Source organism: Streptomyces sp. NPDC111656 (assembly GCF_055656965.1).
Map to the genome: position 1 here is coordinate 86,542 of NZ_JBVKCA010000014.1, position 25,378 is coordinate 111,919.

Genomic DNA, 25,378 nt, shown 5'->3' on the forward strand with positions numbered 1-25,378 from the left:
GTGCACCGTTCACATTAGGCGGGCAATGTGTGCGGTGTAAACATGAGGGAGGGTGTTTCATGCCACAAGCGAATGACTCGTACCACCACGGCGATCTGCGCGCCGCCTGCCTGCGCGCTGCGCGGGAACTACTGGAGGAGGACGGCAGCGCCGGACTGTCCCTGCGGGCGGTCGCACGGCGGGCGGGTGTGTCGGCGACGGCCCCGTATCGCCACTTCGCGGACCGCGACGCGCTCGTCTCCTCCGTTGCCGCAGAGGGCTACCGCGAACTCGCCGGGTACCTGACCGCTGCGCATCCCGCGCCCGCGACGCCTGACGATCTCACCGCGGTCGCCGTTGCCTACGTCCGATTCGCGCTCGATCACCCGGCGATGTTCCGGGTGATGTTCGCGGAGCCCTGCGACCCGGGCAACGAGGAGCGGGTGCAGGCGACCGCCGCCCTGTCGGAGTACGTCCGCGACATCGTCCGGGGTGCCTTTCTCGACGCCGATCCGGACGCGCTGTCGACCACGGTGTGGGCCCTGGTCCATGGTTTGGCCTTCCTGCACCTGGACGGCAAGCTCGACGCGTCGACCCCCGAGGTGGTCGCCGACCAGGTCCGCACAGCGGTCCACGCGCTGTTCACCGCCTCCCCGGTGGCGTCGCAGGCGGCAACCGCACCGCCCGAGCGGGCCAGGGCGTAGCGGTCCCCGGGTGGTACCGGGAACGGCCTGACGGGCGGGCCGGGCAGGCCGGGCGGTCGGCCTCGGCGATGGGTGAGCGCATGGCGACGGTCGCCGGTGAAGTGGACAGCAGGGTGCCGCAGAGCGCGGCGAGAACGCCGCCCGACCCGAGGTGACGACGACCGCGTCCCGGCTCCTCGGGCGGTGGTGCGCGACGATTCAGCAGAGCGACGTGGTCGTACGCGTTCCAGTGCGGATCCTGGCCCAGCGGCTGCTGGAATCCGGCCGACTCCGCGACGAGTTGCGCCGTTTCGCGTTGGCGCGCGAGGGTGCCCGACACGAGGTGCGGGTCGCGCAGGTCACGACGGGCCAGTTCCCGGCCGACACGGCGGTCCGGAGGGCGCGAAAGGCCGGATCAGCGGACCGTCGGGGTCATCGTCGGGTGAGTCTCTGGCCGGAGGGGAGGGCCGGGTGCGTCCGGTTTCGTGGGGCTGGTTGCGCAGCACCACCCGACCCTGGTCGACGGAGAACTGCCCCTCCACCCATCCCGCTTGGGCTATGCGCTGTTGAACTGTCCGCGTTGAACTGTCCGCGGATTTTGTCCGACACCATGTCGATCACGGGATGGCGAGTGCTCGCGACTCGCCGGGAGCAGGCGTGGCCGCGCGAGGCGATGGCGCTCATGCGGGAGTTCAGTGCCCTGTTCGCCGGCCTCGACCAGCGGTTGGACGAGTGGGAAATGCCGGAGGGCCGGCCGTTTCCGGTCGGCCCGAAGGGCGAGTACGACGGTGGGCCTCGCGGTCAACGTCATCGACTGCTGAATGGCGTTGCCACCGCAGCGCGTCACAGCGTCGCGGTCGTCCCTTCCCCGGATGCGCTGCCCGCGAGCCACTGGTCCCATCCCAGGTTGAAGTCGGCATAGCCGTTGTCGGCCGGGGCCTTGGCGCGGGGCGAGCCGGTGATGGTGACGGGGTCGCCCTGCTTGACCTGGCCGTAGAACCACTTGGCGTCCGACATGGACAGATGGACGCAGCCGTGCGAGCCACGGGCGCTGCCGCTGCCCGGGTTGGGGTCGCCGGTCGAATAGTGCACGTACGTGCCGGACTGGGTCAGGTGCACGTCCCAGGGCAGCGTCAGGTCGTAGTAGTTGGGGCTGCCCTTTTCACAGCTGATGCCGACGCTGCAGGAGGTCATGTGGACCTTCTCCTGCTTGTCGATGACGGCCATCGTGCCGTTCCACGTCGGATACTGAGCGCTGCCCGCATTGATCGACAGGGTGCGCACCGCCTTGCCGTTCCGGGTCACCTTCATGGTGTGGCCGGTTACCGAGACGTCCGCGCGCACGTCGTCGCCGATGTTGAAGGTGTGCGTGTAGTTGTGCACGCCATAGCGCCCGTTGCCGTTGCTGACGCCGTTGATGTCAGCGTCGATCTTTACCTTCGTGCCGGAGGGCCAGTACGTCTTGGGTCGCCAGTCGGCGCGCTTGTCGCCCATCCAGTGCCAGGCACCGGCCACCGGTTGGGAGGCGCTCACCTTCATGTGCTTCTCGACCGTGGCCCGTGCTTTTGCCGCCACCGGGTTCGTGAAGATCACCGAGATCGGCATGGCCACGCCGACCGTGGTTCCCGTCTGCGGGGTGATCGTCTCCAGCAGCATCGGGGGGCCCGCGGGCTTCGTCGGTGACGGGGAGGCGCTCGCACTAGGCTTTCCCGACGCCTTTGCGTCGTCCCCGCTCGCCTTGTCACTGCCGCCCCCGCCGCAGGCACTCGCGCCCACCAGCATCACACTCGTGACGAATGCGATCCCTATGCCGCCCTTGCGCCGTCCCACGATCTGCCCCGCTCTCTCGCTCTTCGGCCCTGACGGGCCCGACTCCCTGTCAGACAACGATGGCGTGGGCCGCAGTTGCGTGCGCCACGTAAAGCGTGTCTCAAGATTCGGTGCGCACCGCCGGATCGGGGACGACGAGGGGCGCGACATCCTGCCTGCTGCCTGCCGACTTCGCTCGATGACGGCCGTGGTGTCCGCGCAGGAATTCGTGCGTACTCCAGTTGCGACGTGGACGGTGAAGTCGGCCCCGCGCCACGTGCCCCCGCGGCCGACCCGGCTCTGCAGCCGCTGGAAGGCCACGCCGCGGAGCCGACGTTGAGGACGGCGACAAGCTCACCGCCGAGGACGGCGTCCGGCAGACCGACGGCAGCGGCCGCGACATCGGAGAACTGGCCGGACAGATCGATGCCATGCCGGCTCCACGCCCGTCGGGTCGCGGTGTGGAGTTTGCATCTCCAGCCCTCCCACGGTATCCGTCTGCACCGGATAGGCGCAGGCTACGGGTGACGTACGCAGACTGCCGGGAGACCGTCGAAGGGCAACCCGCATCAGGAGCTGACGGATGGAAACGCCGGACCCAGTTGACCGTTTCACCCCGATTGACCCTTCCATCGCGCCTCTGAAGGCTGAAGAAACTGAGGAAGCCGTGATGACAGGCGGGCGCATCACCGCCGGCGTCGTCCGCGTCGGTGAGACGGTGCGCCGGCCTGCTACTCCAGCTTCACGCTTCGTCGCTGACCTCCTCGTTCTGCTGGAACGCCGGGGCTTCGACGGAGCACCCCGCTACCTGAGACGGGAGGGCGCCACGGATGTCCTCAGTTACCTGTCCGGTGAGGTCCCGGCACGATTCCGTACCTGGTCGGACCAGCAGGTCGCTGCCGCCGGATCGCTTCTGCACGCACTGCACGACGCGACCCGCAACAGCGTTTTGGCAGGGAGCTTTCCCGTCGTCTGCCACCACGACTGCGGGCCGAACAACGTGGTCTTCCGCGATGGACTGCCGTACGCCTTCATCGACTTCGACATCGCGGCGCCTGGACTGCCCCTGGAAGACGTCGGCTACATGGCGTGGACCTGTTCTTCGCGCTCGGCATGTCTCATGAGACATCGTGTCGATCACGAGCTAAGCGCTGGGCCTGGGAAGCTGTGTCACTTGCTAAGCCCCAGGGAAGATCACTCCTCAGCAGCCGCCTGACACAGCTGGAGCCAACACTTCAAGTCGCCCCCATCTCGCGTGAGCGAACTGCCGGGTCCGCGGCCTGTGCGCCCGCCGCTTCATCGACAACGTAAGGAACCATGGGCATGCCCGAGACCACCGATGAAGTCATCCCGTTGACGGGAGGCCGTGTCACCAACGGCGTCGTCCGCATCGGTGACACGGTCCGGAGACCGGCCTCGGCTGCCTCGCCGTTCGTCGCCTCCCTGCTTGACCTGTTGGAGAGCCGCGGATTCACGGGGGCCCCGCGACACCTCGGTCAGGATCAGGCGGGCCGGGACACCTTCAGCTTTGTGCCGGGCTGGGTGCCGGCCAAGTTCCGGCCATGGAACGACGCCCAGATTGCTGCGGCTGGCACCCTGGCGCGCGCCATGCACGAGGCCACCCGAGGTAGTGATCTTGCTGGCCGGCATCAGGTCGTATGCCATCACGATCTGGGGCCGAACAACGCCGTCTTTCAGGACGAGGTGCCGGTCGCCTTCATCGACTTCGACATGGCTGCACCGGGCAGCCCGCTGGAGGATATTGGGTATATGTCCTGGCTGTGGTGCGTGTCTGCGAAAGCAGGGGCTCCTCCTGTGGATGTTCAGGCCACCCAGGTGCGGGTGTTGGCCGACGCCTATGGTCTTGCTGGTCCTGAGCGTGGTGTCGTCGTCGACGCGATGCTGGAACGGCAGGCCCGTAATGCCCGTTTCTGGGCAGAAGCGCAGGCTGGCTTCACTGTCGAAGCCACTGACCAGCAGATCTCGGATCGCATCGCCTGGTCTCGGCGGGAGCACGAACACACTGCCGAGCACCGCAAAGTGTTTGAAGACGCCCTCAAGTGACGTATCACCATCGCCGTGACATACCGAGAACTCAGGCTCCCCATCCCGTTGGCCGCGGGCGAGGATGCGATTCGCCAGCGGTCTGTTGAAACTCAGCCCCTTCAGCCCCTTCGACCGCCTTGCGGCAAACAGCTGCAGGCCCGTGACCAGGAAGGTTGACCTGGGCGGGCCCGCAGCGGCAACGAGAGGCTCAGGGGCGTCCGAGTGCCCGGAAGGTCCAGCCGGCTTCGCGCCAGGTGACCGCGTTGAGGGTGCCGCGCCCGTCAATGGCCTTCGGTGTCGTGGCGCGGGCGGCCAGGCGGTGCGGGTCGACGTGGGAGTACTGCGGCCACTCGGTCAGGTGCAGTAGCAGGTCGGCGTCCTGAACACGCCGCGGTGGTGAGAGTGCGGTCAGGCGGCGAAGGAGGAGAGCAGTTCGTTGTACTGCTTGGCGGCGGTGTTCAGGTCTTCGTCGGAGAGGCCGAAAGCGGTGCCGTACACCTTGACCATCGGCTGCTGGATGTCGTACTGGCACAGCCGCAGGGTCGCCTCCCAGTTACTCAGGAGGGTCTCGATGGTGGCCTTGTTCGAGCCTTCAGGGGTGTAGTGGTCGGCGGGGACGCCGGTGGTGACGGCGACCACGGCCTTCTTGCCGGCCAACTGCGAGGCAGAACCATCCACGGTGAAGGCCCAGCCGAAGGTGAATACCTTGTCCTGCCACTGCTTGAACAGAGGAGTGGTGTTGTACCAGAACACCGGGTGCTGGAAGACGATCACGTCGTGTTCGGCCAGCAGTGCCTGCTCTGCGGCGACGTCGATCTGGAAGTCGGGGTAGATGGCGTAGAGGTCGTGCACGGTGACATGGGCCAGGTCGCGGACGGCGTCCACGAGCGCCGCGTTGGCCCTCGACTGGGACAGGTCGGGGTGGCCTATGACAAGAAGAACCTTGGACATGATGAGAAACCTCTTCAGTGATCAGTGAGATGGGCAGACGGACGCGGGTCGGTCGGTGTGACGCGCCGGGAACTTCGCCGGAGCGTCAGTCCTTCGAAGTCCAGGAGCACTGGCTGAGCCGGGAACAGCGGTCAGCGGTCGATGCTGGCCATGTTGGCCTCGTCGTGGCGTTCACCGGCGGCGGGTGTGAGGTTGTTGAGGCGGTCGAGCTGAGCGGCGCTGAGTTCGATGCCGTCGGCGGCGGTGTTCTCTTCGACGCGCGTAACCCGGCGGGTTCCGGGGATGGGGGCGATGTCGTCGCCGCGGGTCAGCAGCCAGGCCAGCGCGGTCTGTGCCGAGGTGGCGCCGATCTCGGCTCCGATGGCCTGTACTTCGTCGACGATGCGCAGGTTGCGCTGGAAGTTCTCGCCGGTGAAGCGCGGGTTGGTCTTGCGCCAGTCGTCGTCGGTGAAGTCGTCGACGGTGCGGATCTGCCCGGTGAGCAGGCCGTGTCCGAGCGGGGAGTAGGGCACGAATCCGATGCCGAGCTCGCGCAGTAGCGGGAGGATCTCGGCCTCGACGTCGCGGGTCCACAGCGAGTATTCGGTCTGCAGCGCGGCCACCGAGTGCACGGCGTGGGCGCGGCGGATCGTGTCGGGGCCGGCTTCGGAGAGTCCGATGTGGCGCACCTTGCCTTCGGTGACCAGCTCCGCCAGCGCGCCGACGGTCTCTTCGATGGGGGTGTTGGGGTCGACGCGGTGCTGGTAGTAGAGGTCGATGTGGTCGGTGCCGAGCCGCAGGAGGGAGCCTTCGACGGCGGTCTTCACGTTGGCGGGGCTGCTGTCGATGACGCCGGGGCCGTCGCCGGCGTGGGAGACGAGACCGAACTTCGTCGCGATGACGACCTCGTCGCGCCGGCCCTTGATGGCCTTTCCGACGATTTCCTCGCTGTGGAAGGGGCCGTAGATCTCGGCGGTGTCGATGTGGGTGACCCCGAGGTCCAGGGCCCGGTGGATGGTGCGGATCGACTCCGTGTCGTCGAGCCCCCCGCCGGTGGTGTAGGTGCCGGCCATGGTCATGGCGCCGAGGCCGATGCGCGAGACGTCGAGCCCGCCCAGGGATACGTGCTTCATCAGGTACTCCTTGTAGTGACGGCCGTCGGGCCGGTCTGTGGTCGTGATCAGGGGGGCGCCACCGACTGGTGGGCCGTGCTTGGATGGTCCGCGCGCCGCCGGCGCGGGCGCCGTTGCGGGGTGGCGGCCAGGTGCCGTAGGTGCACCCGGCGGCTGCCGGCCTCGGCCGGGGCATGATGCCCAGCCGTGGGTTTCGTCGTAGGTCAGGCTTCCGAGGACACCGATGCCGCGGCCGTTCCGCGATGTGCCTTCGTCCAGGCAAGCCGGGCACGCACTGGGCGACCATCGGGGATCCGAGCCGGCGCTGTCCGGGACTCTCTCCGTGCTGTCGAAACGCACCCGGCGCGGTCCTGCGCACCGGCCGGGGGAGCGGGGCGTGGTGCTCAGGCGTGGGTGTCGTCGTAGGCGAGGCTGCCGCCCAGTTCGCGGGAGGCTTCGGCCTGGGCGAGGAGTTCCTTCGCCTTGGCCTCGGCGGCCTCGATGGCGTCCGCGCCGGCGACGAAGCGCAGCAGGGGCTTCTCCTGCTGGGCGATGGCGAGCAGGGCGCGGGCGAGCTTGGCGGGGTCGCCGGGCTGCTTGCCGTTCATGCTCTTCATGCCCTCGATCCTCGGGGCGGTGCGCGGGGCGTAGTCGTCGATGGACAGCTCGGGCCAGTTGGTGGACCCGTCCACGAGGAGTTCGGTGCGGAAGTAGCCGGGCTCCACGATCGTGGTGTGGATGTTGTACGGCTCGACGTCGTAGCGCAGGGACTCCATCCAGCCCTCTTCCGCGAACTTGGAGGCGGCGTAGGCGGAGGTGAACTCCATGCCGACCAGTCCGGCGGTGGAGGTGATGGTGATGATGTGGCCGGCGCGCTGCTTGCGCAGGATGGGCAGGACGGCGCGGGTGACGTTCATCGGGCCGAAGAGGTTGGTCTCGAACTGCTGGCGCATCTGCGCGGGCGAGATCTCCTCGAAGTAGCCGGTGAAGAGGTTACCGGCGTTGTTGATCAGGACGTCGATACGGCCGAAGCGGTCGACGGCGGCCTGCGCGGCGGCCTCGGCGTCGTCCAGGCTGGTGACGTCCAGCTTGGTGACCAGCAGGTTGTCCTGCGGTCCACCGAGGGTCTTCTCGACCTCTTCGGGGCGGCGGCCGGTGGCGACGACCTGGTGACCGGCCGCGAGGGCCTCGCGGGCGATGTCCGTGCCCAGGCCGCGTCCGGCACCGGTGACGAGAATGACCTTGCTCATGGGGGGTCCTTTCAGTGCCGTGATCCGGCATCTGATGTGTGCGGTGGTGATGCGTCGTGCGTTCCCGGCGGCCTACCGAGCGGGGATGGGCCGGCCGGGCCGGACGGCGTCAGGCCGACTCGGTGGGCATGATCCACAGGTCGGCTATGGAGGCATGCCGGGGGCGCGTGACCATGTAGGCAACGCCGTCGGCGATGTCCTCGGGGGCGAGGAACTCGACCACACCGAGGAGGGGGGTGATCATCGCGTCCTGGATCTCGGGCTTGTTGTGCGAGGCCAGCTCGGTGTACACACCGCCCGGCTCCAGGACACCGACGCGGACGTGCCGCTGGGTGACTTCCTGGCGCAGGGACTCGGTGAAGCCGTTCACCCCGAACTTGGTGAGGTTGTAGACGCCGAGGCCGTTCATGGCGACGCGGCCGGCGACGGAGCTGATATTGACGATGTCGGCGACCCGGCGCGTACCGTCCTCGGCGGCCTTGAGCAGGTGCGGGAGGGCGGCGCGGGTGGTGTAGAGCAGACCCTTCACGTTGACGGCGATCATGCGCTCCCACTCCTCGGCGTCCGCACCGACGACGGGACCCAGGAGCATCAGCCCGGCATTGTTGACCAGAGTGTCCAGCCGACCGAAGTGCTCGACAGTGCGCTCGACGGCCGCCTCGGCTTGGGCACGGTCGGTGATGTCGGCCTCCACCACCAGCGCGGCGCCGCCGGCCTTCCCGATCTCGGCGGCCAGTGCGTCCAGACGGTCCTTGCGGCGCGCCACCAGGGCCACGGACGCGCCGAGCTCGGCGAGCTGGCGGGCGGTAGCTTCGCCGATCCCGCTGCTCGCACCGGTGACGAGAGCGACAGTGCCGGTCAGTTTCGATGCCATGGGAGGTGTCCTGTTCCTTGGTTCTCTTCGGTTCACACAAGCGGCGCCGTTCCGGGCCATTCACACCGCCGTGGGCGGTGCACCACCAACAAAACGCCTTTTCACGGGGGCGTGGGAGTCCTTGGTGAGGGGGTCACTGACAGGGACCCCCAGGTCGGCGGAACCGCTCGTAGAGTGAAACGCATGGCAGGCAGAAACGACCCACATGACACCAATCGCAACATTCGTGACGATGTTCGCGACCAGATCCGGGAATTCCTGGGTACACGAAGGGCCAGGGTCACCCCTGAACAGGCCGGGCTGCCCCTGTACGGCGGAGACCGTCGGCGGGTCACCGGGCTGCGCCGCGAGGAGGTCGCCCTCCTCGCGGGCATCTCCAGCGAGTACTACACCCGGCTGGAGCGCGGCAACGCCACCGGCGTCTCCGAGAGCGTCATCGAAGGCATCGCGCAAGCCCTGCAGCTCGACGAGGCCGAACGCATCCACCTCCTCGACCTCCTGCGCGGCGCCGGCACCACCCGTCCCCCACGCCGCCGGCCCGCCCAGCAGCGCGTGCGGCCCGCCGTGCAGCGCGTCCTCGACTCGATGAGCGGCACACCCGCGTTCGTCCTCAACGGCCGCGGAGACATCCTGGCCACCAACCACCTCGGGCGTGCCCTGTTCTCCCCCGTCTACGCCGACCCGGCACGGCCCCCCAACAACGCTCGGTTCGTCTTCCTCAACCCGCACGCGACCGAATTCTTCCGCGACTGGGACCAGATCGCAGGCGACTGTGTCGCGATGCTGCGCGCCGAGGCCGGCCGCGACCTCTACGACCGGCGGCTGACCGACCTGATCGGCGAACTGTCCACCCGCAGCGAGGAGTTCCGTCACCGCTGGGCCGCCCACAACGTCCGGATGCACACCACCGGCGTGAAGCTTCTGCACCACCCGGTCGTCGGCGACCTCGACCTGCCGTTCGAAACCTTCCCGGTGGGCGGCGACCCCAGCCAGGTCCTCCTCACCTACACCGCCGAGCCCGCCTCCCCCTCCCAGGACGCCCTGAACCTACTGGCCAGCTGGGCCGCGACCGACGACGCCATCGAACGGTCCACGCCGGCCGACGACTCCCAGCCCGCCGACTCGACCGAGACACCCGGCTGATCGATCCCCATCACGGCGCGCACCCATGGACCAGGTTCAGCGTAGGCAGCGTCAGTTCGTGGTTCCGGCGCTCTGCTGGTCCTGCTGCGCTACGCCAGTGTGACGGCTCCCATGCTCTCGTCCAGGAGTTCGGCGAGCGTCCGGGTCGCGCTGGCCTCGGCCCAGGTCGTCTTCGCCGCGACCATGCACGCCACCGCGGCGCTGGCGACTGCCAGCGCGCGCGGGTCCCCGGCAGCCGCGCCGGTCCTCTCGCGCACGATCGCGGCCCAGCGGTCCTCGACGTCGGCGAGCCGCTCGAAGAGTCCCGCGCGCAGCGGCGGGTGGGCGTTGATGATGCGCATGTTGCCGGCTGCCTGTGCGGTGCGGACCGGGTCGTCGAAGAACGCCGCCAGTACGTCGAACGCCCGCCGGAACGACTCCCACAGCGGCTCGTCGGAGGGGCGCGCCCTCAGGGCTTCGACCAGGCGGTCCGAGAGGGCGTCGTACTTGCCGAGCATCAGGTCTTCCTTGGACGGGAAGTACCGGAAGAACGTCCGCTTGGACATGCCCGCCGCCTGCGCGATCTCCTCGACGGTGACCGTCTCGTAGCCGTGCTCGGCGAACATGTGAGGTGCTCCGGCGGTGTTGCCAATTGGCAACACCGCCGAAATCCGTGCAGGAGCGGGCCTCATCGATCAGAACCTGGGCTCCGCCACGTGCCAAGAGGCGGATCGGCAGGAGAACGATCACTCGGGTTCCCTTGAAGTGGGGGTGATGGGATCAGCGGCGTTGCTGAGGACCGCGGGGGCGGATGGGGGTGACCGTGTTTGCGGTGTCCTTGTTGAGCTGCTGCCGCAGGGCTTCGTTGTCGTGGAAGAGTGCGGCGATCGCGGTGTGGGCGGCCTTGAGTTTGTTCTCCAGGAGCGTGCATTCCTGAGTCTTCTTGGTCAGGCGCTTCTTGAGGTCGCCGATGGTCGCGTCGCGTTTGGCCTCGCCTGCGGTGGCCTTGCCGTGGGCTGCGAGGTGGGCATCCCATGCGGCCAGGATCGCGTGCGCGCGGTTCATGGTCGCGCGGCTGACCTGGGCTTCTTTGTAGAGGTTCTCTTTCGTGAGGCGGCCGTCGGTCCGTTGTGGACGGCCCTCGAAGAGACGGGTCATCGCCGCCCGCAGGGCGGTGGAGACCTTGGGACTGACCTGGTCTTCGAGGCCGCCGTCGACGGGACCGGTCACTGGGACTCACCCGCCATCTTGAAGACGTTGCGGGTGATGTCGAGTTCGCGTTCGGCGAGGTCGCGGCGGCAGGCCGGTATGGAGGGGTTGTTGATGAGCTGGAGCTGTGTGCGCTGGTGGGAGTCGTAGATCGGCAGGTGCTCGGGGCCGATCATGCTGTTCGCGCATCGGTCGGGCCGACAGCGTTCATCAAGAGGGCCTGTGTGGCCTGCGGGGATGATCGCGTTCTCGAGGCAGACGGCGCCGACGGGGTTGGTGTGGTCGGCGGTGCAGTTGTTGAGCATGCCGAACCGGATGTGAATCCTGGTCGTCCGCAGGAGACTGTCGGCGGTGCGGGCGTCTCCGTTGCGGGCCTTGACGGTGGCGTCGATCTGGTCGAAGGCGTCCTTGACGCGTTCGGCCCCGGGCCCGAATCCGATCTCCTCGCCTACGGTGTGACGCTCGTAAAGATCTTTGATCTTGCGGAACTTGACGTTGTCGAGGGCGTCTTCGAGGTACTTCGCCCAGCTGTCGTCGGAGGCGGCATAGCTGCGGGTGGTGGCGTTGGCCAGGGCCCGCTTGGCGAGGTGCTTGAGCTGGATGCCGGTGGCGATTTCGGAGTTGGGGAACTGGTCGGTGAGCATCGCCATCGTCTTGCGGAACATGTGCGGGCGTATGTAGGTGGCGGGGATCTCATCGAGCCCGGTCCAGGCTCGGTTCTTGTTCACCAATGCCACGAACGACGCGAGCATCCTGGCGCCGACGATGGTGCCGTCCTGTTTGGAGGCGTGGACGGGCGCGAAGACGCGTTCAGGGTGCCGGGAAACGGCCCCGGCGACCTCGAGGGCTTCCACGAGGGGTTCGGCGATCCACCAGTGCTTGCCGGGGCGCGTGATACTGCCCTTGATCTTCGTCGAGGCGATGGCGGGGGTGCTGTAGTGCTCGACGACCGGGTCTCGCAGGATCTCGTGGACCTCCGAGTCACGCATCATGGATAGGCCCACGACCAGGGCGAATGCCGCATTTCGAAGGGCCGTTTTCAGGTCGTTCAAGGGCCGCGGGCCGATGCCTGGGTGCCAGGGCCCCGTGCTGCCGTCCGGCCGGGTCACCTGTACGAGTTCTCCGGTCAGCGTCTGGGTCGTGGTCCGCCCCTCGGCCACCGCATCCAGGATCAGAGCGCGTCGCTGCTTCTCGATCTGGCGGCCCCCGTCGGAGGACAGACTGAGCGCGTCGCTGTCGTAGCCCAGGACGAGTGCCAGCAGGCTCCAGTTCACCTGCGGAGCCGGTTTCTTCGAGGGATCGGTGTAGTTCGCGGGATCGGAGTAAATGGGGACCTTGTTCTGGGGGTCGGCGAGCCACTCCTCAAGGCGTTCGTCGATACCGAGGATTGACGGACTCGCGGTGGCGAGGAGCTCGTCGTAGCGGCGCTCTCCGCGTAGGACATCAGGGGCGAAGTCATGGATGTAGGACCATGCCGCGCGGATCAGCGGAAACCACGTCGCCGGAGGAACAGACGGGGTGGACAGACCCGCGCTGGCACTCAGCTTGGCGACGGCGCGGGCACTCTGACCAGGCCACGGGTCTCCGGCAGGCCAGGACAGGCTCAGCGCAGGACCGGCTGATGCCAGGTTCTTGATGAAAGTCACGTGCCCCCGGACGGTGCCCGGGGCGGCCCCGGTCGCGGCCAGGTCGATGATGCGTTGCCGCAGGTCCTCCACCGTCCATGCGTCTGCGCGAACCGGAAGCCCGTTCTCAGAGCCCCATCTCGCTGCCGTCCGGATGCGCGAGGCCATTTGGGCCAAGGCGCGAGGGTGGCTGTAGCCGTCGAGGACGACACCGCGCTGGAGGACCTTGGGGTGGCGCGGGTTGAAGGTCATCATCAAGTACTCGCGGGCCAGCAGATTCCAGTACGGCTCCTCCAGCTCAAAGCTGAAGTGGACCATCCAGTTGGCGGCCACGCAATTTGCCGGACGCTTGAGGATCCCGTTGAAGTTCCAGATGTTCCGGTCGCCGAATCGGGGGATGTAGGCGCCCGGCTCTTGAGCTTCGGGGAGCAAAGCGCGTCCCTGGACGACGGGTTCGTCGTCCAGGAACAGAGAGGGACGCCGTTGCTCGGGCAGGGGCAGGATCATGCGTCGAACTCCGTGTTCGCGGCGAGTGGCAGATCAAGAACGGCCTGGCCGGCTTCGATGTGCCTGCGCGCCTGGGCCAGTTCCTCGGGCGTGCGGTCCTCCAGGACGGCGCGGAGGTTCGCCCAGCTCTGCCCCCAGAGCCGTGCGAATGCCTGTGGAGTCAGGAGTGTACGAAGGCGTTCCAGGTGCGCTTTGAAGAGGAGAAGCTGAGGAAGGTTGGTCGGCAGGATCCATGCGTTGCGGCATTCCAGGCAGCGCAGCGGCGCAACGGCGCAGAGTTCACCGGGGCGGCTGTAGGGCCCCTGGTAGGGGTTCTTGCAGTGGGAGACGCCCATGTCGAGCTGGCCGGCCAGGATGTCCTCGGCCTCCTGGGCGGACAGACCCGAGTCCTCCAGCAGGTCCTGGTCGACGTCCCCGGTGGCGCCGATGATGACGGTCGGGCCGTCGACACGGTCGAGAGCCTTGTCGAACCAGTGCTGCTGAGCCGTGGCGATCGTCCGCCCGGACAGGATTCGCAGCGTGGTGCCCTGCGCGTAGTGGCCGGCGAAGGTCTCCTCGGTGTGGTCGTCCGCGGCGGCGCTGATGCGCCCCTCGGTGACGATGGCCTTCTCAACCTTGGTCGATTTGCGCAGGCGGCCGATGTTCCGCTCGCCCTTGATCTCGACACCCGTGGCGTCCAGCCAGTCGCCGAACGAGCTCGGACTCCTGGTCTTCCACTCGTCGAAGACCGCGGTGAAGTTGTTGCGGACGGTGGCGCTGACGAAGAGTGTGTGGGTGACGTGCGGGGCCTTGGCCCGGACCCGGGCGGTCATGTCCATGAGCTGGCGGACCACCTCGCTGGCCTCGCGCCGGGGCCAGTCCACCGTGAGCTGCCCATCAGCATTTTCGTCCTGGTCCGGTTCCTCGGGGGCGGGTTGGTCTCGGAAGGCACGGTGCCGCCGGCGTTCGGCCCGGTTCTTGAGCAGGGTCAGCCGGACGCCCTTGGGGAGGAACTCCACTTCCGTCTCTCCGAAGCCGGTGACTTCTTCTGACGCATGGCCGGTGGCGTCCATCAGCAGGACGCGGAAGGCGTGGAGATCAAGGTTGTTCGGATACAACCTCGCGAACAGCTTGCGGGCCAGCTGCATCCGTGCCGACTGCGCAACGAGGACGCGGCCCGGTCCGGTGGCGAACGTCTGCAGGTCCATCGGCCATTCGCGGGACGGAGGAACGTGCCGGTGGAAGTCGTCGAGGGTGATCTGCTCGTGGGCGAAGCCCCAGAGCAGATCGGGAATGCTGGTCCAACTGCCCTGATCAGGATGGCGTCCCTGTTCGGCCAGGGTCCAGCCCTCGTCGAGTCGCTTGCGGGCGGCCTGGACGCACTGCCAGCCGGCGCGGACCAGAGCCTGCTTCTCCTGGCGCTTGAACTCGTCCCGTTCTGTCTTCTCGCCGCTGCCCAGCAGCGCGGGACCGCGGGCCAGCCTGGCCAGATCCGGGGCGACCGGGCGGCCGGGGTGCTCGTCCCGGCGGACGATCAACACCCGTGCGGCGGCAGCTATCAACCCGGGGTAGGTCGAGCTCGCCGCGTAGCTCTCGGGCAGCGACAGCTCCCACTTCAGCAACAGGTCAAAGAGGTTCCCATCGGTCAGGCTCACCGTCTCCGCCGCGGGCCCGAGCTCCTTGTCCACGTACTTGCAGAGCCTGTCGATCGCCATGTGGTAGACGTTCGCGTGTTGCGTGATCTGGGTGGCGGCCACGTACTCCACCCACTCGTCGGCCAGCTGAATGGCCAAACGCGAACAGCGGAAGTCCGACGGGTCCATCGCCAGCAGGATCAGCGGAAGCTGGACTACTCGAGGGCCGATACCACCGGCCGGAACGGGATTCTCCAGCGCCGCCCGCAGCCGTTCGCGATCTGCGTTGTTCCGGCCCTTCCGGCGTGCCTTCGCCATCAGCGTCCGTCCTTCGCGCCGGAGAGGGCGTGCGAGGCAATCTCGGCGTAGGTCGCCTCGTCGTCGCCCACCCAGCCGTTGAACGCGGCCTCGAACTCGTTGATCAGGTCGTCCGTGTACTGGAGGTACTCATAGGTGGTTTCCGGGCTCGCGTGGCCGAGTCGCCGGCTGACGATCAGCAGCGGGTTGTGCCGGATGTGCCCGGTCAGGTACGAACGGTGCCGACGACGGCGAGCCTGCAGGTCCGGCTCCTCGCCATCCATCACGTTCTCCAGATAGGTCAAAAGCTGCAGAGCGTATGTGTGCCTCAGGTCGTGCCATCTCCAGCGTCGAGCCGGCAGCAGCGGCGTGGTGCGGTCAGCGAGGGTCCTCATGCGCGTCCAGGCCCGGTGGCGGTACCCCTTCCAGGCATCCGCTCCCGGCATCAGACCGCCCCGGCAGACGAACAGAGTCAGCGCCTCCAGGCCGAACTCGCCCTCGAAGACGGTGATCCGCCGCAGTTTGGCGGGCATGGCGGACATCTTGTACTCGCGGGCCACGCCGTCCAGAACGCCCCGCACCTGCCCGCCTGCCACGTCGATCTCGCCCACCACGAACAGGTCGCGGGCCTTGCGCTCCAGGCCCCGGGCCGCCCTGCGGACGATGTCCGGGCGCTCGAGCATGCAGAAGAGATCAGCAGACCCGACCGCGTCCTCAGGAACGTAGACGGGGCGCGTCTTGCCGTACTTCGCGCAGGCCTGGACGGTGAACTCCGCGGCCCCACCCGGCATTCCGGGCCACAGACCTATCTCTGGCAAGAGTACGGTTGCCCACTCCCGCCACCGCGTTCCCGACCCCAGGGCAATGTCCGCACCTGCTCGATCGCGCAGCGGTGACCACCCACGGAAGGTCGGATTCACCTGGGCGTCGGGCAACTGCCCGCCCAGCCCCACATCCCGGAGGTACCGATACTGCTCGAACGTCAGGTGCCGGATGTCCATCCCCGAGCGGACCGATGGTGCCAGCGCGTTGCGACCCCGCGCCGCCGGCCGCGCCGGGCGGCGCGCCAAGATCCTGCGGTCGACGAGGAAGCCGTAGAAATCGTCCAGGACGAACGACTCGCGGCTCCAGACCGCCTCGCCGACCGGCTTCTTCTGCCACTGGGTCCGATGGCCGCGGTAAGAGACGAGATCGGACTCGGTTGCCGACAGGACATCGCTGCCCAGGTCGTCAAGATGGTCCTCCAGCCGACCGATCACCCGCCCGTAGTCCTTCAGCGTGCTCTCGTCGAGCAAGGCCGTCGACAGATACCTGCCGAACTCGCACAGCGGCGGAACCGGCATCTGTGTCTCCTCGTCGAGGTACACCGGAGTCCCGTCAAGGACACCCCGCCGCCTCAGCAGCGCGATCACCTTCTCAGCGGAGATCACGCCACTGTCCAGGTACTTCCCCAGCAGCCCGGACTGTACAAAAGCAAGGTCCACTCTCGCCCCTCTCCAGGGGCCTGAGAGAAAATCCCGTCAGCTCACCTGTCTCGTACCACCACAACGATTCGAGACTGAACCACAGATCTCATGAGACAGATTTGAACAGCGGAAAGAAGACGTGGTGCACCGCTTCCAAGGACACCGCCCCGGCTGTGCCGGATCAGGCCGACCAGGTCCGGGCGCTGGTCGATGCGTACGGACTCGATGCCCACGAGCGAGGTGAGCTCGTCGACGCCATCTTGGAACGGCAGAGCCGTAACGCCCGTTTCTGGCCGAGTGGGTTCCTGGGCCCTGCGAGGTTCAACCCGACGAGGACGTCATCGTGGCACGCATCGAGTGGAGCCGCCGCGAGCACGCATTCGTCGATGTTCACCGCGCAGCGTTCGAGCGGGCCCTGATCTGACCGGCACCAGTCACCCCGCACGACGGCATCGATGAACGCTTCCTCACCGGATTGGCCGGGAACCGGGTGGGTCGTGTCAGCCGGAGCCATACCGAGTTGAGCAGGGGCGAGCCAGGTGACCTGGCACCGCCGGTCCCCGTTGTGACGCTGTTGCCGTGCTCTGTGTCCGGAGATCAGTGCAGGCGTTGGCGGCCGAGTCGGCCGACCGGTGTTCGGGAGTCAGCCGTGAGGTGTATCGGATCGGTCGGTGGCCGGGGCGAGGAGGTCGGGACCAGGTTCTCCCAGGATGTTCTCGAAGTAGCCGGGGCCGGTGCTGGGGAGGGCCTTGAGTGCGGTGGTGTAGCGCAGGGTCTCGGTCTCCCAGGCGTGGTAGCCGCTGATCCACGCGGTCATGACGTCGACGTAGGTCCCTACGGCGGCCCGCAGCGGGGCGGGGAGTGCTAGCTGGGTGCAGATGGCCGGGATCTCGCGGGCGAGTTGCTGGAACCGGTTGCAGCACCGGTGGACTTCCTGCTGGGCCGCGGTGACGGCCCCGTCGCGGGTGCGATGCTGGGTGTGCTCGATGACGAGGACGAGATTGTCCATGTCTCCGCGCGCTTCCTCCTTTTCGAGGGAGTACACGTCGTTGCACATCAGCGTGATGTCGATGGCGATCTCCCGCATGATCCTCAGCTGCGGCCCGTGGAAGACCGCCGCCGGCAGGCTGAGACCCGCCGCGCGTTCGGCCAGCGACAACGGCAGCGCCGTCCCGGCGACGCCCCTGCGGACATGGAGGTAGTGCTCCATGTCCACCGGCACCCCCCGGCACCGGTCGACCGCCTCGTGGGCGTGGGCGGCGAAGTAGTACTCCCACTCGTGGGCGACCCGGGCCACCCACCCGGGAGCGGCACCGTCGGTGCTGCGGCGCCAGAGGTCGGCGAACGCGGTCGAGCACGCGTCGCCGCCGTGGCCGGTGCCGTGGACTACGTCGATCAGGCCCTGGCACACCCGGGCGACTCGGTCGGGCGCAAGGCCCAGAGGGCCGTCGAGCTGATCGTCGAAGACGAAGAAGAACGCCATGGCGTCGGTACACAGATCCAGACCCCACCCGGTGGCGTCGGGAAAGCCATAGGCGGCGAGCCGGGGCATGTCCCACGAGGTGTACCAGTCCACGGACCGCTCACCACCCACCAGCCCCTGCCCGCGGACCCAGTCAAGGTTGCGGCGGCGGGCGCCCTCCATGTCTGCGCTGACCCGAAGCGGGAAGGGTAGATCGAACTCGATGTCCTGTGGCATGACATCCCTCCACATGGCGGCCCGTCCTGTTCCGATCCTCTTCCGAACCGGTCATGGCCAGTCTGTCGGCAGAGCGGTTCGTCGCCGCTGGTTACCCCATGAAGTACCCGAGAGGAGGAACCGCCCGCTGCCGGTAGATCGGGCGGGCACTGGCCCGCAACACGCAGGTGGCCGCGGCGAAGCCGGCGTGGCACCTCGTACCGGCAGGCGTTGGAAGCGGAATCGGTCAGCCAGGTCATGCACCTGATGGCCGCCCTTCAGCGCCGATGCGGCCCCTGTTCGAGCAACGGAGCACCGACGAAAGTGCTCTTGAAGCAACGACGGCACCCGGTCGGCGCGGCCCTGTTCCGGCTTCGCAGGCGACCTCCTGCTGCAAAGACCTCTCCGAGGAACGGTCGCACCGCCTCGTCGTACAGGACCTGGGACAGCTCGATGCCGGGCATGAACCCCGCGTCAGCGATCGTCATGACTCAGCTGTCCTGTACGCGTTGGTGGCGAGGCCGTCGGTGAACGCAGCGCTTCGCGCAGGAGCGCGACGGCCGGAGGGATCTCCGTGTCGCTGATGTTGCCGTACCCGAGGACGAGCGCGGGTTGCGCCGACCGAGGCGCGCGATAGTCGTCGAGGTCCGCCAGGCGTAGCCCGGCGGCGGCCGCCGCCTGGACCGCCCGGCGGGTGTCGATGCCGTCCGGTAGGTGGAGCAGGATGTGCAGCCCGGCGGCGGTGCCGGCGACCCGGCCCTCCGGCACCTGGGCCTCGAGCGTCCGGACCAGCAGGTCGCGGCGGGATCGGAACCGCCGCCGCGCCGCGCGCAGGTGGGCGTCGTACCATCCGCGGTCGATGAAAGTGGCGAGCGCGAGTTGGTCCAGCACCGGTGGCGCGGCGGCGACGAGGTTCGCCGCCCGGAGCACCGGGGTCATCGCGACAGGCGCGACCAGCCAGCCCAGGCCGAGGGCCGGCGACAGCGTCTTGCTGACCGAGCCGAGGAGGAAGACCCGGCTCGGATCCATCCCCTGCATGACGGCGACCGGGTGGTGGTCGTAGCGGAACTCGGCGTCGTAGTCGTCTTCGATGACGAAGCCGTCCACCTCGCGGGCCCAGCGCACCAGGCGTGCGCGGCGCGCCGCGGACAGCACCGTGCCGGTGGGAAACTGGTGTGCCGCGCCGACGACGACGGCCCGGGCCGGCGTACGCGCGAGGTCGTCGACGCGGAGGCCGTCGTGGTCCACGGGCACCTGGTGCACACGTAGGCCGGCGCTCGTCGCGGCGTCCCGCAACCGCCCCCAACCCGGGTGCTCCACGGCCAGGTCGGCAATCCCCTCGGCGCGCAGCGCACGGCACGTGCGTACCAGACCGTCGGTGACGCCCGCGCAGACGGACACGGACACGGACACGGCGTGCGCGTCCGCGCCGCGCGAGCGCCGCAGGTACTGCGCGACGGTGGTACGCAGCACCGCGTGCCCGGCGGGGTCGGGCAGACCGAGGTCATAGTGGATGGCCGAGCCCGTGACCGCCCGGACGGCGTCCGCCCAGCGGCGGCGGGGAAACGCCCGCAGGTCGGGCAGGCCGGGCGCGAGGTCGTACCGGATCGGCGGCCGTGCTGGTGCGCGCGGTGCACGAGGCCGCGGCGGCGCCGTGTCCGGTGACCACGTGACACGCGTGGCGGAACCCACCCGGGCGGAGAGGTAACCCTCCGCGATGAGTTGCCCGTACGCCTCCGTCACGACCCAACGGGAGCAGCCGAGTTCCTCGGCGAGCGCCCGGCTCGGTGGCACGGCGGCGCCCTCCGTCAGCCGGCCGTCCCGGATCGCGGTGCGCAGCGCGTGAGCCAGGCGATCGTGCAGGCGGCGCCGTCCGCCATCCGGAGGACCGACATCCAGCAGCGTCGCCCACGCGAGATTGGTCTGGAAAACAGCCATGAGATTGGAGCGTACCGCCGATCCGAATCCGCCTAGCGTGAGGGACATGATGGAGAACCTGGCTCTTGGGGCCATGCTGTTCGGCACGGCTCAGGACGAGCGCCGATCGTTCGAGCTCCTGGACCGCTTCGTGGACGCCGGGGGCGTCTGGATCGACACCGCCAACTGCTACGCGTTCTGGGACGACCCGACCGGCTTCGGCGGGCAGAGCGAGACGTTGCTCGGGCGCTGGCTGGCAAGCCGCCCGGGCGTCCGTGACCGCGTCAGGATCAGCACCAAGGTGGGCTGCGAGCCGACCGTGGCCGGACGATTCCCGGAGACGGCCGAGGGCCTTTCGGCCGGGGTCGTCAAGAGCGGGATCGAGGGCAGCCTCCGACGACTGGGTACGGACCACGTCGAGCTGTACTGGGCCCACAAGCCCGATCCGGCCACACCGCTGGAAGAGACGGTCGCCGCCTTCGACGAGCTAGTGTCCGCGGGAACGGTCGGCCGCTTCGGCTGTTCCAACTACCCTGTTTGGCAGATCGAGCGGGCACGGCAGATCGCGCGGGCCCACGGCAGTGCCGGCTTCACCGCGGTGCAGCAGCACCACACGTACCTGCAACCGCGCCCCGCGACCCGGCCCACCGTGGTGCACCGGTTCGGTGCGGTCACCGACGAGGTGCTCCACTACCTGGAGCACCATCCGGACATGGCTCTGTGGGCGTACACGCCGCTGCTGAGCGGCCGTTACACCCGCGCGGACAAGCCTCTGCCCACGGAGTACGACCACCCCGGCACCGCCCGCCGCCTCGCGGTGCTCGACACGATTGCCGCCGAGACCGGCACGAACCGCAACCGGGTGGTGTTGGCGTGGCTGACCGGAGGGAACCCGGCCGCCACGCCGATCGTCGGCGTCAGCACGGTCGATCAGCTGGACGAGGCGGTCGCGGGGGTGTCACTGGAGTTGACGGCCGATCAGCGCGCACGCCTGGACTCCGCGGGGTGACTTTCGAGACGAGTTGATGCGAGGAACTGTTGTGACGGCTTGATGGGAGGAGTTGTTGTGACGGCTCCGGTGACTGGTGGGCGTGCTGCCGAGAGTGCCTTGCGCGAGTCCGGGCTTGCGTGGACGTTTCTGCGTACGGGGACGTTCTCGACGAACAGTGCAAGGCGTGTGCACTGAGCGGTCCGGAGTCGGTGACGCGGCGGGAGCAGGTCGAGTGTGTCTCCGGAGCCATCGGCCGCAAGGTCGTTCTGGAGGAGACCATGGGCGGGCTCTGCCGGTAGGCACCGAGGGCCGGGTGGCTTCCGGTGTCGTCAGGAGAGCGAGGGTGGTGACGGGCTGCTGCCAGTGGGGGCAGTTGCGGGTCGCGGCCGGCTTCAACGGGTCCCGTTCCGCGGTCCCCGGCAGTAGACGTCTGCTTGGGGCTGCCCGACCTCGTGGGCCCCGCCGAGCCGCCAGCCCGGCTGGACGGTGATCTCTGGCACGGCAACGTCTTGTAGTGCGCCGACGCCACGTCCGTCCGATCGACCCGTCCGCGCACGGCGGCGGCCACCGCGAGACCGATCTGGCGATGCTCGCCCTCTTGGCCGTGGCAACGCGGAACAAGCCCTGAAAACGGCTCGGGCGGCGTTCGCGCGGTGAGCGCGAACGCCGCCCGGAGCGACGTCGAGGGCGAGGGGAGCGAAGGGACTCACATTTAAGCCGCTTTCACGGCGGAGGAGAAGGAAGCCCTTTCATGGCCTCGCCTAAGGCAATGCTATCAGTCGGCTCGGGACCAAGTCGTGCGCGTTTTCCGGGGTGATGACCGTCGGCGTACATACGAAAACTGGGAGGCGCCGCGCGGGCGCCTCCCAGTCGAAGCCGACGGCGAGGAAAGCGAAAGAACTTGTTTTCGTTAGAGGAAATTGAGAAGGAAGCCCCTTCATGGCCTCGCCGTGGGCAACGTTAGCACTCAGCCCGGGATCAAGTCGCGCAGATTTTCGGGGGTGATGACTCGGGAGTCCGGGTGCAGCCCCTCGGGACGTTCGAGACCGATGTACATCACGGGCTCGTCCGGGACCGGCCCGCCGTCCCACAGGTCCACGGCCGTGGTGTCGCCGGACATCAGGTCGACCAGGTACCGCACCGTCAGATGCTCGCGCTCTACGACGGCGCGTACCACCTTGGACACTGACACCTGGTTCTCCTCGACCCGGTTGGCCGACGAGATGCCCTTCAAATACAGGTGCAGCCACTTCGCGCGCCACCGGCCGTCGTCCTCGCGCCGGAACACCAGCGGCAGCGCCACTCGACCCACCCCGCGAAGATCCGACTTCATCCGCACCGTGCGCGGTTCGAACGGCCGGCCCTTCTGCTCACCGTCGCGCAGCATGAAACCGAAGAACGACTCCTCGACCTCCTCGAAGCTCTCGCCGGTGTAGATGTTGACCTGCGGAACGATGAATGTGCTGCGTACCCGGTCCAGGGACAGGTTGATGAATTCCGAGGCCCCGTCGGGCGCCTCGGTGACATCGCCTGAGTGCTCGCCCCCGACAGCCTTGAGGGAGGTGTAGGAGAGCCAGGAGTCGGTGCTGTAGTCGGCGTGGAGAAGCAGCGCCGAGAGGTCGTAGTCGGTCCGTTTCTCGGTCTCCTTCCAGTACACGAAGAAGCGAAGCTGTTCGCCGTCGACCGCCGAGACCGACCCTCGCGGCAGTACGCCGAGTCCGGCCGCGGTCGCCCTGCCGCTGAGCGGGAGCGCCACGTCGAGGACGTCGGGGTCGAGCAGCAGCCGGCCCGGAGCCGGGAGCCTGCGGCGCAACTCGGCGTCGAGGGCGGCGATCAGACGCTCGCGGTCGGCCGCCGGGACGGTCGGCCGGTGGTCGGGGGTCACCCAGGCACGGCCCCGGCGGTTGACGAAGATGCGGGGTTCGTCGGTCTCCCGCTCCCGGTTGTGGAAGTGCTCGCGGACCGAGAGCACGACCCGGCCGGAGACCTCGGGGGCGACCCGTACAGCGGCGGCCACCACCGCATCCCGCTCCTCCTGGTCGGCGGCGATACGCAGCAGGAGGTCCAAGGCGCGGAACAGCTTGCCGGGAGCGGACTTCAGCAGCTGCACCGCACCGAGGACGTCGAACTCGTCGAGCAGCTTCTCGACACGGCTGTCGAAGGACCGCGCCTCCTTCTCACCCCGCGCTACGGCGAACACATCGGCGGCGTGCGGCCAGCGCGGGTACTCGTGCGGGTGGAGACGCTCACCGAGCCGCTTGAAAGGCTCGCGGTGCGTGTGCACATCGGCCAGCTTGGCGGGGTTCACCGCGACCACGGCGTCGAGGCCCGCCAGCAGCGCACGGCGGGTCGGCCGCGAGAGTGCCCGAAACCGGGTCGGCTCCTGCAGCGTCACATCGCCGCCCGACAGCGCGCAGGCCAGCCGCAGCACGTCAATGACGGTGTCCACAAGGAGGTCCGCGCCGACGGCAATACGCGCCGCGTTGACGACCGCCCGGTTCTCCCGGACCGGGATCGACTCCGGCTGGGGGCCGAGCGCGCACCGCTCGGCGAGGGCCTTGAGGTCGCGCAGGTGCTCCTCGCCCAGTGGCGTCGTGCTGCTCGCCAAGGCCAGGTACAGGTCCGTGAGTTCGTCGTCCAGGTCCCGCCCGAGGTGCAGGACGGTCACCCGGTCGCCCGCAGAGGCGATCAGCTCGTCCTGCGCCGCGAGCATCTCCTCGTAGGTGTGCTGGCATCGGCCGTACGTGGGGAGGCTGAGCAGGTCCAGCACCCCGTGTGCCAGCTGCGTCAGCACGTTCTCGCGCGACGTGTCGTCACCGAGCGCCTTCGTCACACACCGCATCCAGAACTCTTCGGTGTCCGGCACGTTCGCTGGAAAGTCGATGAAGTACGAGTTGTGCCGGGCGTGGTCGCCCACCATCTCGCTCACGGTGCGCAGCGTCCGCTTGGCGGTGTGCACGACCGCGGCCTCGGACAGCCCCGACAGCCGCTCCAGCAGTTCCGCCGAGAGTTTGAAGCCCACGGATGCCAGCGCCGCGTCGAACTGCCGCGCGGCGGTGGCTCCTTCCCCGGCGGAGCCCTTGGGGGTGGAAAGGCGGTGGGTGTGCCGGATGACCAGCGATTCGAGACTGTGCGCCATGGGGGGATGATCGCAGAGGTGTGCGAGCCGGCGCACAGGAGTTTTTTGTACGCGCTCCGAGGCCGTGATCTCCCCGGCCACAGCGAGATTGTCTTCCCTGTGACCGACGGTTACGGGACAGCCCGTACGACTCATGTGCTCGCGACGGCCAATGCGGCGGGCAAGAGCCCTCCAGTTCACCAGGTGCGCGACGTACTGATTCGGTCGGGTGGCGTCACTGGGTGTCGGTGGCGAATTGGTCGGTGCCCAGGACGCTGAGCAGGGCGAGCTTTTCGTGGCTTTCCGTGCCTGGGGTGGCGGTGAATATGAGCAGCGACTGGCCCTGGTCCGGCTCCAGCAGGAGTTGGCAGTAGAGGTCCAGTTGTCCGACCTGGGGGTGGACGAACCGTTTGGTTTCGCTCCACCGCAGGCGCACCTCGTGGCGCTCCCACAACCGGGCGAACTCCTCGCTGGTGCGCAGCAGGACGTCCGCCAGGTCCGCCGCGGGGGAGCCGGGCCCGTCCCGGGTGACAGCCGCGCGCAGCAGCGCGGCATTGGTCCGGCTGTCGTCGTCGTGCTGCTCGGGGTGGTACCGCTCACGGGCGGCCGGATCGGTGAACCATCGGTACGTCGCGCTGCGGGCGCTGCCGGTGTACTGGGTCTGCTCGCCGAGCAGTGCCACTGCGGACGGTGTCTGCAGCAACGTCTCGCCCAGCGGGCCCATGACCTGCGCGGTGGTGGCGGCCAAGCCGTCCATGACCCGCATCAGTCCGGGGCTCACGTGCTGAAGCCGCAGGTCACGGCGGGCGGTGCGGTAGCCGGCGAGCAGGAACAGGTGATCGCGTTCGCCCGGGGTCAGCCGCAGGCCGCGGGCGATGGCCGCGACCATCTGCTCCGACGGCTGCGGACCGTCGCCGCGTTCCAGCCGGGCGAAGTAGTCGGCGGACATGGTGCACAACTCCGCCACCTCCTCGAGGCGCAGGCCAGGAGCGCGTCGGCGTTGTCCGCGGCGCGACCCGACATCCTCCGGTTGCAGCGCCGTACGACGGGTGCGCAGGAAGGCACCCAGGGGCGAGCGGTCGAACGTATGGTCCATGGTCCCCATCGTTGGCCATCCGGCGCGGCTTGACCACGACCTGCCAGTCAGTGGTT

General features: G+C 68.4%; 20 protein-coding genes and 1 pseudogene. 7 read left to right on the top strand and 14 right to left on the bottom strand.

Annotated elements, in window-relative coordinates; all coding sequences use genetic code 11:
- Positions 1 to 59: 59 nt before the first annotated feature.
- Positions 60 to 683 (top strand): TetR/AcrR family transcriptional regulator, encoded by a 624-nt coding sequence (locus tag ACZ7M3_RS34000; protein ID WP_472068355.1) that lies wholly within the window; start codon positions 60 to 62, stop codon positions 681 to 683.
- Positions 684 to 1,505: 822 nt separating this feature from the next.
- Here ACZ7M3_RS34000 and ACZ7M3_RS34005 read toward each other — a convergent pair.
- Positions 1,506 to 2,444 (bottom strand): L,D-transpeptidase, encoded by a 939-nt coding sequence (locus ACZ7M3_RS34005; RefSeq protein ID WP_099918435.1) that lies wholly within the window; start codon positions 2,442 to 2,444, stop codon positions 1,506 to 1,508.
- Positions 2,445 to 3,054: 610 nt separating this feature from the next.
- On the opposite strand from ACZ7M3_RS34005, the gene ACZ7M3_RS34010 reads away from it, so the two are divergent.
- On the top strand, positions 3,055 to 3,687 hold the full coding sequence (locus tag ACZ7M3_RS34010) for a phosphotransferase (protein ID WP_472068357.1): 633 nt from the start codon (positions 3,055 to 3,057) through the stop codon (positions 3,685 to 3,687).
- Between the two features lie 107 nt (positions 3,688 to 3,794).
- Complete coding sequence (locus tag ACZ7M3_RS34015) at positions 3,795 to 4,535, top strand: phosphotransferase family protein (RefSeq protein WP_472068359.1); 741 nt, start codon at positions 3,795 to 3,797, stop codon at positions 4,533 to 4,535.
- A 390-nt stretch (positions 4,536 to 4,925) separates the two neighbouring features.
- Here the strand turns inward: ACZ7M3_RS34015 and ACZ7M3_RS34020 are convergent, their stop codons facing one another.
- The 4 genes from ACZ7M3_RS34020 to ACZ7M3_RS34035 all read right to left on the bottom strand — a co-directional run bounded on the left by ACZ7M3_RS34020 (position 4,926) and on the right by ACZ7M3_RS34035 (position 8,683).
- Positions 4,926 to 5,468 carry an NAD(P)H-dependent oxidoreductase gene (locus ACZ7M3_RS34020; RefSeq protein ID WP_472068361.1) on the bottom strand — a complete coding sequence of 181 codons (543 nt, stop codon included), beginning with the start codon at positions 5,466 to 5,468 and terminating at the stop codon, positions 4,926 to 4,928.
- Positions 5,469 to 5,599: 131 nt separating this feature from the next.
- A complete protein-coding gene (locus ACZ7M3_RS34025) occupies positions 5,600 to 6,580 on the bottom strand; it encodes an aldo/keto reductase (protein ID WP_472068363.1) in 981 nt (326 codons plus the stop codon).
- Positions 6,581 to 6,963: 383 nt separating this feature from the next.
- Positions 6,964 to 7,809 (bottom strand): SDR family oxidoreductase, encoded by an 846-nt coding sequence (locus ACZ7M3_RS34030; RefSeq protein ID WP_472068365.1) that lies wholly within the window; start codon positions 7,807 to 7,809, stop codon positions 6,964 to 6,966.
- A gap of 109 nt (positions 7,810 to 7,918) precedes the next feature.
- Complete coding sequence (locus ACZ7M3_RS34035; RefSeq protein WP_472068367.1) at positions 7,919 to 8,683, bottom strand: SDR family NAD(P)-dependent oxidoreductase; 765 nt, start codon at positions 8,681 to 8,683, stop codon at positions 7,919 to 7,921.
- Between the two features lie 183 nt (positions 8,684 to 8,866).
- On the opposite strand from ACZ7M3_RS34035, the gene ACZ7M3_RS34040 reads away from it, so the two are divergent.
- Positions 8,867 to 9,826 (top strand): helix-turn-helix domain-containing protein, encoded by a 960-nt coding sequence (locus tag ACZ7M3_RS34040; protein WP_472068369.1) that lies wholly within the window; start codon positions 8,867 to 8,869, stop codon positions 9,824 to 9,826.
- Between the two features lie 89 nt (positions 9,827 to 9,915).
- Here ACZ7M3_RS34040 and ACZ7M3_RS34045 read toward each other — a convergent pair whose 3' ends face one another.
- From ACZ7M3_RS34045 to pdxR, 7 genes are all read right to left on the bottom strand, one after another.
- Positions 9,916 to 10,431, bottom strand: coding sequence for a TetR family transcriptional regulator (locus ACZ7M3_RS34045; RefSeq protein ID WP_472068371.1), 516 nt, complete (start codon positions 10,429 to 10,431; stop codon positions 9,916 to 9,918).
- A 154-nt stretch (positions 10,432 to 10,585) separates the two neighbouring features.
- A complete protein-coding gene (locus tag ACZ7M3_RS34050; RefSeq protein ID WP_472068373.1) occupies positions 10,586 to 11,035 on the bottom strand; it encodes a hypothetical protein in 450 nt (149 codons plus the stop codon).
- Entirely contained in the window at positions 11,032 to 13,146 is a 2,115-nt protein-coding gene (locus ACZ7M3_RS34055; protein ID WP_472068375.1) for an integrase, read from the bottom strand. Before ACZ7M3_RS34055 ends, ACZ7M3_RS34050 begins: the two co-directional genes overlap by 4 nt.
- Positions 13,143 to 15,077 carry a hypothetical protein gene (locus ACZ7M3_RS34060; RefSeq protein WP_472068377.1) on the bottom strand — a complete coding sequence of 645 codons (1,935 nt, stop codon included), beginning with the start codon at positions 15,075 to 15,077 and terminating at the stop codon, positions 13,143 to 13,145. The genes ACZ7M3_RS34055 and ACZ7M3_RS34060 overlap by 4 nt, the downstream gene beginning before the upstream one ends.
- Entirely contained in the window at positions 15,077 to 16,486 is a 1,410-nt protein-coding gene (locus ACZ7M3_RS34065) for a hypothetical protein (protein ID WP_472068379.1), read from the bottom strand. The genes ACZ7M3_RS34060 and ACZ7M3_RS34065 overlap by 1 nt, the downstream gene beginning before the upstream one ends.
- Before the next feature lie 679 nt (positions 16,487 to 17,165).
- The gene (locus ACZ7M3_RS34070; protein ID WP_472068381.1) at positions 17,166 to 18,221 is read right to left on the bottom strand and encodes a terpene synthase family protein; all 1,056 of its coding nucleotides are present in this window, start codon (positions 18,219 to 18,221) and stop codon (positions 17,166 to 17,168) included.
- Positions 18,222 to 18,674: 453 nt separating this feature from the next.
- Entirely contained in the window at positions 18,675 to 20,138 is a 1,464-nt protein-coding gene (pdxR, locus tag ACZ7M3_RS34075; RefSeq protein ID WP_472068383.1) for a MocR-like pyridoxine biosynthesis transcription factor PdxR, read from the bottom strand.
- Between the two features lie 46 nt (positions 20,139 to 20,184).
- Between pdxR and ACZ7M3_RS34080 the strand changes: the two genes are divergently transcribed.
- The 3 genes and pseudogenes from ACZ7M3_RS34080 to ACZ7M3_RS34090 form a co-directional block, all read left to right on the top strand.
- Positions 20,185 to 21,126 carry an aldo/keto reductase gene (locus ACZ7M3_RS34080; RefSeq protein ID WP_472068385.1) on the top strand — a complete coding sequence of 314 codons (942 nt, stop codon included), beginning with the start codon at positions 20,185 to 20,187 and terminating at the stop codon, positions 21,124 to 21,126.
- 119 nt (positions 21,127 to 21,245) lie between these two features.
- Complete coding sequence (locus ACZ7M3_RS34085; protein ID WP_452980865.1) at positions 21,246 to 21,407, top strand: hypothetical protein; 162 nt, start codon at positions 21,246 to 21,248, stop codon at positions 21,405 to 21,407.
- Positions 21,408 to 21,536: 129 nt separating this feature from the next.
- Positions 21,537 to 21,706 (top strand): annotated as a pseudogene (locus ACZ7M3_RS34090) (fructosamine kinase family protein); the annotation flags it as partial.
- A gap of 369 nt (positions 21,707 to 22,075) precedes the next feature.
- Here ACZ7M3_RS34090 and ACZ7M3_RS34095 read toward each other — a convergent pair.
- Positions 22,076 to 24,247 (bottom strand): TerD family protein, encoded by a 2,172-nt coding sequence (locus ACZ7M3_RS34095; protein ID WP_472068387.1) that lies wholly within the window; start codon positions 24,245 to 24,247, stop codon positions 22,076 to 22,078.
- Positions 24,248 to 24,461: 214 nt separating this feature from the next.
- Positions 24,462 to 25,322 carry a helix-turn-helix transcriptional regulator gene (locus tag ACZ7M3_RS34100; protein WP_472068389.1) on the bottom strand — a complete coding sequence of 287 codons (861 nt, stop codon included), beginning with the start codon at positions 25,320 to 25,322 and terminating at the stop codon, positions 24,462 to 24,464.
- Positions 25,323 to 25,378: the final 56 nt, after the last annotated feature.